Origin of the sequence: Terrabacter sp. BE26, from assembly GCF_041941675.1 — a bacterium.
GTDB lineage: Bacteria > Actinomycetota > Actinomycetes > Actinomycetales > Dermatophilaceae > Terrabacter.
Genome location: NZ_CP090122.1, coordinates 1,150,923 through 1,164,102, shown reverse-complemented (window position 1 = coordinate 1,164,102; position 13,180 = coordinate 1,150,923). Strand labels below are relative to the sequence as shown.

The 13,180-nt window shown below is 71.4% G+C and carries 14 protein-coding genes; 11 read left to right on the top strand and 3 right to left on the bottom strand.

Going from position 1 to position 13,180, the window contains the following annotated elements; all coding sequences use genetic code 11:
• Window positions 1–18: 18 nt before the first annotated feature.
• Window positions 19–702 (top strand): response regulator, encoded by a 684-nt coding sequence (locus LQK93_RS05470; RefSeq protein WP_374970537.1) that lies wholly within the window; start codon window positions 19–21, stop codon window positions 700–702.
• 111 nt (window positions 703–813) lie between these two features.
• On the opposite strand, the gene LQK93_RS05465 is transcribed toward LQK93_RS05470, so the two are convergent.
• A complete protein-coding gene (locus LQK93_RS05465; protein WP_374970536.1) occupies window positions 814–1,335 on the bottom strand; it encodes a hypothetical protein in 522 nt (173 codons plus the stop codon).
• A gap of 341 nt (window positions 1,336–1,676) precedes the next feature.
• On the opposite strand from LQK93_RS05465, the gene LQK93_RS05460 reads away from it, so the two are divergent.
• The 10 genes from LQK93_RS05460 (at window position 1,677) to LQK93_RS05415 (ending at window position 10,366) form a co-directional block, all read left to right on the top strand.
• Window positions 1,677–2,159, top strand: coding sequence for a CarD family transcriptional regulator (locus tag LQK93_RS05460; RefSeq protein WP_030199704.1), 483 nt, complete (start codon window positions 1,677–1,679; stop codon window positions 2,157–2,159).
• A 49-nt stretch (window positions 2,160–2,208) separates the two neighbouring features.
• Window positions 2,209–2,880, top strand: coding sequence for a 2-C-methyl-D-erythritol 4-phosphate cytidylyltransferase (gene ispD / locus LQK93_RS05455; protein ID WP_374971454.1), 672 nt, complete (start codon window positions 2,209–2,211; stop codon window positions 2,878–2,880).
• A gap of 99 nt (window positions 2,881–2,979) precedes the next feature.
• Window positions 2,980–3,789 (top strand): SDR family oxidoreductase, encoded by an 810-nt coding sequence (locus LQK93_RS05450; RefSeq protein ID WP_374970535.1) that lies wholly within the window; start codon window positions 2,980–2,982, stop codon window positions 3,787–3,789.
• A 104-nt stretch (window positions 3,790–3,893) separates the two neighbouring features.
• Complete coding sequence (ispF, locus tag LQK93_RS05445; protein ID WP_374971453.1) at window positions 3,894–4,370, top strand: 2-C-methyl-D-erythritol 2,4-cyclodiphosphate synthase; 477 nt, start codon at window positions 3,894–3,896, stop codon at window positions 4,368–4,370.
• 76 nt (window positions 4,371–4,446) lie between these two features.
• Complete coding sequence (locus tag LQK93_RS05440) at window positions 4,447–5,529, top strand: S-(hydroxymethyl)mycothiol dehydrogenase (protein WP_374970534.1); 1,083 nt, start codon at window positions 4,447–4,449, stop codon at window positions 5,527–5,529.
• A 14-nt stretch (window positions 5,530–5,543) separates the two neighbouring features.
• On the top strand, window positions 5,544–6,197 hold the full coding sequence (locus LQK93_RS05435; protein ID WP_374971452.1) for an MBL fold metallo-hydrolase: 654 nt from the start codon (window positions 5,544–5,546) through the stop codon (window positions 6,195–6,197).
• 97 nt (window positions 6,198–6,294) lie between these two features.
• A complete protein-coding gene (cysS, locus tag LQK93_RS05430; protein ID WP_374970533.1) occupies window positions 6,295–7,806 on the top strand; it encodes a cysteine--tRNA ligase in 1,512 nt (503 codons plus the stop codon).
• Window position 7,807: 1 nt separating this feature from the next.
• Complete coding sequence (gene rlmB / locus LQK93_RS05425; RefSeq protein WP_374970532.1) at window positions 7,808–8,779, top strand: 23S rRNA (guanosine(2251)-2'-O)-methyltransferase RlmB; 972 nt, start codon at window positions 7,808–7,810, stop codon at window positions 8,777–8,779.
• Window positions 8,780–8,958: 179 nt separating this feature from the next.
• A complete protein-coding gene (locus LQK93_RS05420; RefSeq protein ID WP_374970531.1) occupies window positions 8,959–9,819 on the top strand; it encodes a DUF929 family protein in 861 nt (286 codons plus the stop codon).
• A 7-nt stretch (window positions 9,820–9,826) separates the two neighbouring features.
• Entirely contained in the window at window positions 9,827–10,366 is a 540-nt protein-coding gene (locus LQK93_RS05415) for a vitamin K epoxide reductase family protein (RefSeq protein WP_374970530.1), read from the top strand.
• A 37-nt stretch (window positions 10,367–10,403) separates the two neighbouring features.
• Here LQK93_RS05415 and LQK93_RS05410 read toward each other — a convergent pair whose 3' ends face one another.
• Both LQK93_RS05410 and LQK93_RS05405 read right to left on the bottom strand, forming a co-directional pair.
• Window positions 10,404–11,648 carry a DUF4032 domain-containing protein gene (locus tag LQK93_RS05410; RefSeq protein ID WP_374970529.1) on the bottom strand — a complete coding sequence of 415 codons (1,245 nt, stop codon included), beginning with the start codon at window positions 11,646–11,648 and terminating at the stop codon, window positions 10,404–10,406.
• 202 nt (window positions 11,649–11,850) lie between these two features.
• The gene (locus LQK93_RS05405) at window positions 11,851–12,954 is read right to left on the bottom strand and encodes an ABC transporter ATP-binding protein (RefSeq protein WP_374970528.1); all 1,104 of its coding nucleotides are present in this window, start codon (window positions 12,952–12,954) and stop codon (window positions 11,851–11,853) included.
• Window positions 12,955–13,180 lie beyond the last annotated feature (226 nt).

The window sequence follows — 13,180 nt, the reverse complement described above, 5'->3', positions numbered from 1 at the left end:
ACACCGAGAGGCCCCGCCTTGAGTCGCATTCTCATCGTCGAGGACGAGGTGTCGTTCTCCGACCCGCTGTCCTACCTGCTCAAGAAGGAGGGCTACGACGTCGCAGTGGCCGAGACGGGCCCCGACGGCCTCGCCGAGTTCGACAAGAACGGTGCCGACCTCGTGCTGCTCGACCTGATGTTGCCGGGGCTGTCAGGGGTCGACGTCTGCCGCGCGCTGCGGCAGCGGTCCTCGGTCCCCGTGATCATGCTGACCGCCAAGGACAGCGAGATCGACAAGGTCGTGGGCCTGGAGATCGGGGCCGACGACTACGTCACGAAGCCCTACTCGAGCCGCGAGCTGCTCGCGCGCGTCAAGGCGGTGCTCCGCCGGCTGGCCGAGCCCGAGGACCTGCTGCCGGCGACGCTGGAGTCGGGGCCGGTGCGGATGGACGTCGAGCGGCACACGGTCACGGTGGAGGGCCGGTCGACGTCGCTGCCGCTCAAGGAGTTCGAACTGCTGGAGATACTGCTGCGCAACTCCGGTCGGGTGCTCACGCGCATGCAGCTCATCGACCGCGTCTGGGGCAGCGACTACGTCGGCGACACCAAGACGCTCGACGTCCACGTCAAGCGCCTGCGCGCCAAGATCGAGCCCGACCCGGCAAACCCCGTGCACATCGTCACCGTGCGCGGGCTCGGCTACAAGTTCGAGGCGGGCTGAGCGCCAGCCACTCTCGTGGTCCCGGAGCGACCGACGGGTCGACCGGCTGCAACACGCACGACGCCCGGCCCGCCTCGAAGGCGGCCGGGCGTCGGAGCGCGAGGTGCCGGGTCAGCTGCCGGTCGGGGCAGGGGTCACCGTGGAGTAGTAGTCGGTGGCGGGCAGCACCGGCACCTTGACGACGACGGTGCCGCCCGTGTTGGAGGTGATCTTGACCGGGACGAGCCGTCCGGGCTTGGCGTTCACCTGGCTGAGCTGGAGCCCGCGGCTGGCCAGGCTGACCTGCTCGTAGGGCTTGAGCTGCAGCTCCGAGCCGGTGGGCGGTGTGGCTGCGTTGGGGTCGGCCTGCGCCGAGATCTGGACGGTCACGTCCTGCTTGCCGTCGTTCAGGGCGGAGCCGTTGACCACGACGGTGCCGTTGCCGTCGCCGATGAGCGACAGGTCGCGCAGGGCGACGTCACCCACGTTGGCGTTGACGCCGTCGGCCGGCTGGTAGGACACCTGGGTCTGCAGAGGCGAGTTGACCTCGCACCCAGCCGTCACGGCGGCGAGGGCGACACCGGCGAGCGCGGCGGACACGCGGCGGATGGACGGACGACGCGCGGGGGCCGGGGCGGGGAATCGACGCTTCACGGTCGACAGCCTACCCACGGGCGCGGGCGCGTACCCGCGGGGCTCCCGCGGTGTCCCGAGCGACGGGCCGCGGGCCCGAGCAGCGCGGCGTGACAGGCGTGCCCGCGGTTGCGCCGTCCGGAGCCCGACCCTCTGCGGACGCCGCCACCCCGTGGTCACCCCGTGGTCACCCGGCCGTCACCCAACGCCCGCGAAGCATGCCGACGCCGCTCCTGTCAAGACGTCGAGACGGCCGTCTCGACGGGCGACTGTGGCTCTGACCTGCGCAGATGCCGGATCCTGAGATCGCGATGCGCTCTCCTTCGTGATAATCTGGAGGTCGCGAAAGGGGAAAACAGCACATGGTTTTCAAGGTCGGCGAGACGGTCGTGTACCCCCACCACGGGGCTGCACTGATCGAAGAGATCAACACACGCACGATCAAGGGAGAGGACAAGCTCTACCTCAAGCTCAAGGTCGCTCAGGGTGACCTGACGATCGAAGTGCCAGCCGAGAACTGCGACCTCGTGGGGGTCCGCGACGTGGTGGGCCAGGAGGGTCTGGACCGCGTGTTCGAGGTGCTACGCACCCCGCACACGGAAGAGCCGACCAACTGGTCCCGTCGCTACAAGGCCAACCTCGAGAAGCTCGCTTCCGGCGATGTCATCAAGGTGGCCGAGGTCGTGCGCGACCTGTGGCGCCGCGACCAGGACCGCGGTCTGTCCGCGGGCGAGAAGCGGATGCTCGCCAAGGCGCGCCAGATCCTCGTGTCCGAGCTGGCGCTGGCGGAGAAGACCGACGAGGAGAAGGCCGAGACCATCCTCGACGAGGTCCTCGCCTCCTGAGTCAGGCAGTTTCCTGAACAACGAGACCGGAGCCGGTCGCGTCGGCGTCATCGTCGTCGCGGCCGGCTCCGGTTCGCGTCTGGGGGCCTCCGTCCCCAAGGCGTTCGTGCCCCTCGCGGGGGTGCCCCTGCTCGGGCACGCCCTGCGGGGGGCGCTGTCGTGCCCGGCGGTGTCCGAGGCCGTCGTCGTCGCCCCTGCCGCCCACCGCGGGGAGGCCGAGTCGCTGGCCGAGGACGTATGCCGTGAGCTCGGGTCCACTGCCGCCGTCACGGTCGTCGTGGGCGGGGCGGAGCGGGGCGACTCCGTGGCGGCCGGACTCGCCGAGCTGGGTGACGCCGTCGAGATCGTCCTCGTGCACGACGCGGCGCGGTGCCTGACGCCGGTCGCGGTCTTCGACCGGGTCGTCGCGGCCGTGCGCGACGGGGCGGCCGCCGTGGTGCCGGGCACGGCCGTCGTCGACACCGTCAAGCAGGTCGACCTCGACGGCTACGTGGTCGCGACTCCCGAGCGCTCGACGCTGCGGGCGGTGCAGACGCCGCAGGGCTTCCGTCGGGACGTGCTCGAGCGCGCCCATGCCGGAGGCAGCGCGGCCACCGACGACGCAGGCCTGGTCGAGCGCCTCGGCGAGCGGGTGCTCGTCGTCGACGGTGACCCGCTGGCGCTGAAGGTGACGACTCCCGCAGACCTCGCCGCCGCCGCCCGCCTCCTCACTGCTCCCTGAGCCGCCCGCCGACCCCGGATGTCGATCGGTTCGATGTATCCGGCGGGCAGCGGTGACCGCCGGATACATCGACCGGACGACTTGCCTATCCTCGGCAGCGTGACCGAGCAGACAACGGACCAGCCGAGCGACCAGACCCGACCCCTGGCTCTCATCACCGGAGGCGGCACCGGCATCGGCGCCGCCACCGCCAGGCGCCTCTCTCGCGACGGTTTCGACGTCGTGGTGGCCGGACGCCGCCGAGAGAAGCTCGACGAGGTGGTGACGACCGTCGAGGCCGTCGGGGGGTCCGCGCGGGCCCTGGTGATGGACGTGACCGACGGCGGGTCGGTGGCGGCCGGGGTCGGCTCGCTGGAGCGCTGCGACGTCCTCGTCAACAACGCCGGAGGCGCCCTGGGGGTCAACCGCGTCGAGGACGGCGACCCTGGGGAGTGGGAGCGGATGTACGCCACGAACGTCGTCGGCACCATGCGCGTCGTCCAGGCGGCGCTGCCCCTGCTGCGCCGGTCCTCGCGCGCGACCATCGTCGACATCAGCTCCATCGCCGGCGAACGCGTCTACGAGGGCGGCGCCGGCTACGTCGCCGCGAAGCACGGCACATCGGTCGTCTCCGAGACGCTTCGCCTCGAGCTCAACGGCGAGAACATCCGCGTCTCCGACATCCGCCCCGGCATGGTCCACACCGAGGAGTTCTCGCTGACCCGCCTGCACGGCGACCGAGCCGCGGCCGACAAGGTCTACGACGGCGTGGACCGGCCACTCGTCGCGGACGACGTCGCCGAATGCGTGGGCTTCGTCGTGGGCCTGCCCCAGCACGTCAACATCGACACGATGGTCATCAAGCCGGTGGCCCAGGCGGCCCCGCACAAGCTGCACCGCGGCCCCATCGACTGGAAGACCGAGCAGTGACGACCGAGCCCGGCGACTCCGGCCGCACCGGCGCCCCCCGGGAGCCCTCCGAATCGAGCCGGCCCAGCCTCCACACCCCGCCCACGGCGCTACCGCGGGTCGGGATCGGCGTGGACGCCCACGCATACGCTCCCGAGGGGTCCGGACGTGCGCTGTGGGTCGGCGGGCTGCTGTGGCCGGGAGAGCGGGGGCTCGAGGGGCACTCCGACGCGGACGTGGCCGCCCACGCAGCCTGTGACGCCGTCTTCTCGGCCGCGGGCATCGGCGACCTCGGCGCACACTTCGGCACCTCCCGGCCAGAGCTCGCCGGGGCGTCGGGCGTCACCCTCCTCGCCGAGGCGGTTCGCCTGGTGCGGGACGCGGGCTTCGAGATCGGCAACATCGCCGTGCAGGTCGTCGGCAACCGGCCCAAGGTCGGCACCCGTCGCGCCGAGGCCGAGGCGGCCCTGTCGGCTGCAGCCGGCGCACCCGTGTCGGTCAGCGGGACCACGACCGACGGGCTCGGCCTGACCGGCCGCGGGGAGGGTGTGGCGGCCGTCGCCACCGCGCTCGTGGTGCCGCGGTTCGCCCGCGACGTCTGAGACAGCCGCTGGACAGCCGAGGCCGGGCGTTTGGCAGGATCGAACCGAACGAACCGACGAGGCCGAAGGAGCCGTCATGCCCCAGACCGTCAAGGGTGTCATCAGCCGAAGCAAGGGGGCGCCCGTCGAGGTCGTCGACATAGTGGTGCCCGACCCGGGCCCGGGCGAGGCCGTCGTGAAGATCGAGGCCTGCGGCGTCTGCCACACCGACCTGCACTACCGCGAGGGCGGCATCAACGACGACTACCCGTTCCTGCTCGGGCACGAGGCCGCCGGCTACGTCGAGGCCGTCGGCGAGGGCGTCACCGAGGTGGCCCCCGGCGACTTCGTCATCCTCAACTGGCGTGCCGTGTGCGGTCAGTGCCGCGCGTGCGCCAAGGGCAAGCCGTGGTACTGCTTCAACACGCACAACGCGAGGCAGAAGATGACGCTGACCGACGGCACCGAGCTGACGCCGGCGCTCGGCATCGGCGCCTTCATCGAGAAGACCCTCGTCGCGGCCGGCCAGTGCACCAAGGTGCCCGAGGCCGACCCTGCCGCCGTCGGCCTGCTCGGCTGCGGTGTCATGGCCGGCTTCGGCGCGGCCGTCAACACCGGCGGCGTCACCCGGGGCGACTCGGTGGCGGTCATCGGCTGCGGTGGGGTCGGCAACGCCGCCATCGCCGGCTCCTACCTGGCCGGGGCCACGACGATCATCGCCGTCGACATCAGCGACGCGAAGCTCGAGCAGGCGCGGAAGTTCGGCGCCACCCACACCGTCAACAGCGCCGACACCGACCCGGTCGAGGCGATCCGCGGCCTGACCGGCGGCAACGGCGCCGACGTCGTCGTCGAGGCGGTCGGTCGTCCCGAGACCTACGAGCAGGCCTTCTACGCCCGCGACCTCGCCGGGACCGTCGTCCTCGTCGGCGTGCCGACCCCCGACCAGCAGGTCACCCTGCCGATGATCGACATCTTCGGTCGGGGCGGTGCGCTGAAGTCCAGCTGGTACGGCGACTGCCTGCCGAGCCGTGACTTCCCGATGCTCGTCGAGCTCTACAAGCAGGGCCGCTTCGACCTCGACGCGTTCGTCAGCGAGCGCATCGGCCTCGGTGACATCGAGGCGGCGTTCGACAAGATGCACGCCGGCACCGTGCTGCGATCGGTGGTGGAGCTGTGACGACCGACGGGACCATGCCGTCGGCCGCCTCCGACGGCGGTGTCCGGATCGACCACACGACGACCGAGGGCACCTTCAGCCTCGACGGCGGCACGTGGGAGGTCGAGAACAACGTCTGGGTCGTGGGCGACGACCGCGAGTGCGTCGTCATCGACGCGCCGCACGACGCAGCGCCGATCCTCGACCTGGTGGGCGACCGGCGCCTGACCCACGTCCTGCTGACGCACGCCCACGACGACCACGTCACCGTCGTTCCCGAGCTGCTCGAGGCCCACCCCGAGGCGGTGGTGGCCCTGCACCCCGACGACCGGGTGCTGTGGGACCAGACCCATCCCGACCTCGCCCCGACGCGCGATCTCGCCGACGGCGACGTGGTGCCCGTCGGCGACGTGGAGCTCACGGTGCTCCACACGCCCGGACACGCACCCGGCGCCTGCTGCTTCTACGCCGCCGACCTCGGCGTCGTCTTCACCGGCGACACCCTCTTCCAGGGCGGCCCCGGCGCGACGGGCCGGTCGTTCTCCGACTTCCCGACGATCATCGAGTCGATTCGGGAGCAGCTGCTCTCCCTGCCTCCCGAGACCGTCGTCCTGACCGGCCACGGGGACTCCACCACCATCGGCGCCGAGAAGGACGACGTGCAGGAGTGGGTCCGCCGGGGTCACTGACCCTCGCGAGCCGGCCGCCCGGCATACGCCATCGCCGCTCCCGAGGGCGTATGCCGCGTGGTCGGGTGCGTCGCGCCGCGCCGATAGACTGCGGCGGGTGAGCCTACGACTGTTCGACACCGCGACCCGGGAGCTGCGCGACTTCACGCCGCGCGAGGCGGGCAAGGTCGGCATCTACATCTGTGGCCTCACGACGCAGGGGGCCCCGCACATCGGGCACATCCGCTTCGCCGTCGCCTTCGACGTGCTGCGGCGCTGGCTCGAGGTCGGCCACGGCTACGACGTCACGCTCGTGCGCAACGTCACCGACATCGACGACAAGGTGCTGCGCAAGGCCGCCGAGGCCGGCGAGCCGTGGTTCGCCCTGACCTACCGCAACGAGCGGCTCACCGCCCAGGCGCTCGACGCGCTCGGCGTCGAGCCGGCCACCTACGAGCCGCGCGCGACCGGCCACGTGCCCGACATGGTCACGCTGATGGAGACGCTCATCGAGAAGGGTCACGCCTACGTCGCCCCCGACGGCAGCGGCGACGTCTACTTCGACGTGCGCTCCTGGCCCGAATACGGCTCGCTGACCGGCCAGTCCCTCGACGACATGGCCAGTGCCGACGATGCCGACCCGCGGGGCAAGCGCGACCCCCGGGACTTCGCCCTGTGGAAGGGCCGCAAGTCCGACGAGCCGGTGAGCGCCTCGTGGCCGACGCCGTTCGGCGCCGGCCGTCCCGGCTGGCACCTCGAGTGCTCGGCGATGGCACGCCGCTGGCTCGGCGACGAGTTCGACATCCACGGCGGCGGCATCGACCTGCGCTTCCCGCACCACGAGAACGAGCAGGCGCAGTCGCGGGCGGCAGGCCTCGGCTTCGCTCGCTACTGGCTCCACAACGCCTGGGTCACGGTCAAGGGCCAGAAGATGGGCAAGTCGCTGGGCAACGCCCTCGAGGTGCGCCACCTGCTCGAGGAGACCCGGCCGATCGTGCTGCGCTACTACCTCACGGCCGCGCACTACCGCTCGACGATCGAGTACCACCCCGGATCCCTCGAGGAGGCGGCCGCGGCGGTCGAGCGCATCGAGGGCTTCCTCGAGCGTGCCGGGCGGCGGGGCCCCATCGAGCCGGTGGCCGCGGCCGACCTGCCGGCCGACTTCGTCGAGTCGATGGATGACGACCTCGGCGTCAGCGGCGCGCTCGCCGTCGTGCACGACACGGTGCGGGCGGGGAACAGCGCCCTCGACGAGGACGACGACGAGGCGGCCCTCGCGGCTGCCGGCGCCGTCGTCGCCATGACCGAGGTGCTCGGCGTCAACCCGCTGGCTGCCCACTGGGGATCCGGCTCCAGCCGCGAGGACCTCGCCGCCGAATACGCGCTCGAGGCGCTCGTGCGCACCCAGCTCGACGCCCGGCAGGCCGCCCGGCAGGAGCGCGACTTCGAGCGCGCCGACGAGATCCGCAACGCGCTGACCGCGGTCGGCATCGAGATCACCGACACCCCGTCCGGCGCCCAGTGGTCGCTCGCTCGCCCCACCCACTCCGATGCGCCCGCCTCCGGCGACTCCGCACCTCCGACCCACCTCACCAGCGCGGCCCTCGGGGCCGAGAAGGCACAGGGCTGACATGCCAGGCAACTCCCAGCGTCGCGGCGCCATCCGCAAGAGCAGCAAGGGCGCCACGGTCGGCTCGGGCGGCCAGCGTCGTCGCGGCCTCGAGGGCAAGGGACCGACGCCCAAGGCCGCCGACCGCGAGTATCACCCTGCCCACAAGCGGGCCAAGGCCGCCGCGAAGCGCTCGGGCGTGGGCTCCTCGGCCGGTGGGCGCGGTCCGGCGCGACCCAAGGGCCGTGGCAGCAAGGCCTCGAGCGAGATGGTCTACGGCCGCAACTCGGTCGTCGAGGCCCTGCGCGCGGAGGTGCCGGTGGCCACGATGTACATCGCCACCCGGATCGACACCGACGACCGCGTCCGCGAGGCGCTCAAGCTCGCCACCGAGCGCGGTCTCGCGATCCTCGAGACACCGCGGGGCGAGCTCGACCGGCTCACCGACGGCGGGGTCCACCAGGGCCTGGCCCTGCAGGTGCCGCCCTACGACTACGCCCACCCGAGCGACCTGCTCGACCCGGAGATGCCCGGCGTCCCGCTCGTCGTGGCCCTCGACGGCATCACCGACCCCCGCAACCTCGGAGCGATCGTGCGCTCGGTCGCCGCCTTCGGCGGCCACGGCGTCGTGGTCCCCGAGCGCCGCTCGGTCGGCATGACCGCCTCCGCGTGGAAGACCTCCGCCGGCGCCGCCGCCCGCATCCCGGTGGCGCGGGCGAGCAACCTCACCCGTGCGCTCGAGGAGTTCAAGAAGGCCGGCTTCTTCATCCTCGGCCTCGACATGGACGGGGACGTCGAGCTGCCCGACCTGTCGCTCGCGAGCGAGCCGCTCGTCATCGTCACCGGCTCCGAGGGCAAGGGCCTCTCCCGCCTGGTGCGCGAGACGTGTGACCAGATCGTCTCCATCCCGATGAGCTCGGCGGTCGAGTCCCTCAACGCCGGCCTCGCCACGGGTGTGACGCTCTACGAGATCGCCCGCCAGCGTCGCCGCTGACGTATGCCGTCCGGCCGGCCTCGTGCCCAGCCGGGCTGGTGGGGAACTTCCGCCCGGGCTCCCACGCTCTTCCTAGGGACGCTCGATAGAGTGCCGCCCTGTCGACGACGCCCTGTGGTGAGCCTTGGGCGCAACGCTGAGTGCTGCCATGGGGCAGCCGGGAATCGAGGGACGTACTCGTGGCGAAGAGCAACCGCGCCGAGACGGCAGCCCGAGCGGCGCAGCTGCGCGCCCAGACGGCTCGCCAGGAGCGCCAGCGCAAGCAGGTCATCGCCGCCGTCGTGGCCGTGGTGGTCGTGGTGCTGGCGGTGGTCCTCGGCGTGGTGATCGCCAACCGGCCCAAGCCGGCCCCTGCCGCGGGCGGCTCGAGCTCCGGCGCGGCCGCGCTCGCGACCCTCCAGAAGCTCCCGGCCTCGCTCTTCGACAAGGCCCCACCGCCGACGCCGGAGCAGGTGCCGAAGAAGCTGCCGGGCGGCGCCCCGCTGACCCAGGACGGCAAGCCGAAGGTGCTCTACGTCGGCGCCGAGTACTGCCCGTTCTGCGCCATGGAGCGATGGGCCCTGATCGGCGCGCTCTCCCGGTTCGGCACCTTCAGCGGGATCACCGAGACGAGCAGCTCCAGCTCCGACGTGCACCCCGACACCCCGACGTTCTCCTTCAGGGACGCGAAGTACACGAGCGGCGACCTGGCCTTCCAGGCCATCGAGACGCAGGACCGCAACGGCAAGCCGCTGCAGAAGCTCGACGGCGAGAACCTCGCGCTCTTCCAGAAGTTCAACCCCGGTGGCGGCATCCCGTGGATCGACTACGGCGGCACGCACGCCACGGACGGGGCCACGGTCGACGCCACCGCGTTCGACGGCAAGAGCTACGACCAGATCATCGCCGGCATCCAGGACCCGAGCTCGGACATCGGCAAGACGGTGCTCCCGGCCATCAACACGATCTCGGCCCAGCTGTGCGAGCTGACCAAGGGCAAGCCGGCGAACGTCTGCATGAGCTCGGGCGTCCAGTCCGCGTCCGTCCTGCTCAAGCGGTGACCTCGCCATGAGCCCGTTGCGTGACGAGGTGGCCCCCGACGCCGAGGGGCCCGGTGCGGCGGTCGGGCGGGTGCGGCCAGCGTGGCTGGCCCCGCTCTCGGTCGCGATCAGCCTGGCCGGTCTCGCGGTGTCGGTCTACCTGACCTTCGAGCACTTCACGTCCAACGCGACGCTCGCCTGCAGCATCGGCGGCGTCGTCGACTGCGCCAAGGTGACGACCAGCGCCTGGAGCACCTTCCTCGGCGTACCGGTCGCCCTGCTCGGCGTCGTCTTCTTCGTCGTGGCCCTGGGCCTGTGCCTCCCACGGGTCTGGCGTCGCCCGGAGCCGTGGCTCGACGCCGTGCGCCTCGGCTGGCTCACCGTCGGCCTCGGCATGGCGCTCTACCTGGTCTGGGCGGAGCTCTACCGCATCCACGCCATCTGCCTCTGGTGCACCGCCGTGCACGTCGCGACGTTCCTGCTCTGGATCACCGTCCTCTTCGGGCAGATCCTCTCCGGGCCGGCCGGCGAGCCTGCCGGCACGCAGCTCGCTGTCGACGCGGACTGACGCACGCGGCATACGTGCGCCGCGGCGCACGGGCCGGTCAGCTGAAGCGGCTGATGACCGGCATCTCCTCGGTGTCGACGCCGAGCACCGACTTCTCCTCGGGCTTGGAGGGAAGCACCGTCGCGAGGTAGTCGCGCAGCGCCTCTTCGATGGGCGTGTCGTGGCCGGCCCGCTCGCTCATGTACCAGCGGTGCTCGAGCACCTCGTGGAAGATCTCGGCCGGCTCGAGGCGGCCCCTCAGCTCGCGCGGCACCGCGCGGGTGACCGGCTCGTAGACGTGCGTCAGCCAGTCGTGCGCGACGATCTCCTCGTCCTCGCCCTGGCGGTCGGTGGCGGCCGCGTACGAGTCGAGGTCGTTGAGCAGGCGGCGGGCCTGGTTCTCGCCGACGTCGAGGCCGGTGAGGCGCAGCAGGCGGCGGGAGTGGTGGCCGGCGTCGACGACCTTCGGGGTGATGACGATCTCGGTGCCGCCGATATCGGTGGTGATCGAGAGCTCGTCGACGTCGAAGCCGAGCTCGTTGAGGCGGCGGATGCGCTCGTCGACGCGCCACCGGTCGCCTCCCTCGAAGCGCTCGCTGCCCGTGAGGGCCTCCCACAGCGTGTGGTAGCGCCCGATGATCGAGGCCGAGACCTCGAAGGGGTCGGCGTGCTCCTCGAGGAAGCCGCCGGCCGCGAGGTCCATCAGCTCGCCGGCGATGTTGACGCGGGCGATGTCGAGGTCGTGCTCGCGCTGCCCGTCGGAGAGCTTGGGGTGCAGCTCACCGGTCTCGGCGTCGACGAGGTAGGCCGCGAAGGCGCCGGCGTCGCGCCGGAACAGGGTGTTGGACAACGACACGTCACCCCACCAGAAGCCCTCGAGGTGCAGGCGCACGAGGAGCAGCGCGAGGGCGTCCATCAGGCGCACCGCGGTGTCGGGCCGCAGGTTCTGGCTGTAGAGCGCGCGGTAGGGCAGGGAGAACTGCAGGTGGCGCGTGATGAGACAGGCGTCGAGCGGTTCACCGTCGGGACTGGTGCGACCGTGCACGACGCCGAAGGGCTCGACGCACGGCACGTCGAGGCGGCGCAGGTTGCGCAGCATGGCGTACTCGCGGTCGGCGATGTCGTCCTTGATCTCCTTGACGGCCAGCACGCGCGCGCCGCTCTTGACGAAGCGCACGACGTGGCGGGAGATGCCGCGGGGGAGCGCCGCGAGGTGGCTCTCGGGCCAGTCCTCGAGCGGGGTCGACCAAGGCAGGTCGAGCAGGGCTGCTTCGGGCCTCGCGGTGGTGATCTCCAGGCTCACTCGCTCATCGTGGCACGCCCGCCTGGCAGCCGTCGATCAGCCCCGGGGCACCGCGGGGGCGCACGAGGGGCGCAAGAGGGCGTAGGAGCGTGCGCCAGGCGGGAGCGCGCGATCGGTGGGCACGACGCGGCTGGGCCGGCACCCACGGGGGGTGCCGGCCCAGCGGCATACGTGATCGGCCGGAGCCGAGAGGCGCGTCGGGTCAGTCGCCGACGCGCAGCCCCGTCTCGGGGTTGAAGACGTGCACGTGGCCCGGCTTCGGCTTGAGGTAGATCTTCTCGCCCTTCTCCGGGGGGCGACGGCCGTCGACGCGCGCGATGAACGGCACGGCGCCGGCGTTCTCGCCGGTGGCCTCGAGCAGCTTCTGCTCGGTGGAGCCGTAGATGTACGCGTCGGCGCCCAGCTCCTCCACGACGTCGACCGTGACCGGGATGCCGGAGGCGTCGGACGCCAGCTCGAGGTCCTCGGGACGGACGCCGATGGTGACCTCGCGGCCGATGTCGCCGAGGTTCGCGCGCTCGATCGGCACGAGGTGGCCGTGAAGGTCGACGCCGGACTCGTTGACCGGGACGTTCATCAGGTTCATGGCCGGCGAGCCGATGAAGCCGGCGACGAACACGTTGGCCGGGTGGTCGTACATGCGGCGCGGGCTGTCGCACTGCTGCAGGATGCCGTCCTTGAGCACCGCGACGCGGTCGCCCATCGTCATGGCCTCGACCTGGTCGTGCGTGACGTAGACGGTGGTGACGCCGAGGCGGCGCTGCAGCGACGCGATCTGCGTGCGCGTCTGGACGCGCAGCTTGGCGTCGAGGTTGGACAGCGGCTCGTCCATGAGGAACACCTGGGGTGAGCGCACGATCGCGCGACCCATGGCGACACGCTGGCGCTGGCCACCGGAGAGGGCCTTCGGCTTGCGGTCCAGGTAGGGCGTGAGGTCGAGGATCTTGGAGGCCTCCTCGACGCGCTTGCGGATCTCCGCCTTGTCGACGCCGGCGATCTTGAGCGCGAAGCCCATGTTGTCGGCGACCGTCATGTGCGGGTAGAGCGCGTAGTTCTGGAACACCATCGCGACGTCGCGGTCCTTGGGGGACAGGTTGGTCACGTCGCGGTCGCCGATCAGGATGCGCCCGGCGTTGACCTCCTCGAGGCCGGCCAGCATGCGCAGGGACGTGGACTTGCCGCATCCGGAGGGACCGACGAGGACGAGGAACTCACCGTCCGCGATCTCGATGTTGAGCTTGTCGACGGAGGGGACCGGGTTGCCGGGGTACTGCCTCGTCGCGTTGTCGAACGTCACTGTTGCCATGGCTTCATTGCCTTCCTTCACCGGCAGGAACGTGCCGGACGATCCGTTGTAAAGGGCTGCCCGCCCGAGTGGACAGGCATCGTCATCATGTCCCAGAAGCGCCCGCTTCGCCAGCGCCGCGGTTCAGTGCGCCGGATCGTGGTGATTCGGGCCACCTTGCCGGTTGTGTCCAGAACGTTGCAAAAACTTGCTGCAAGCGACTGGTACCCATTTGAAAGTTCTTGCT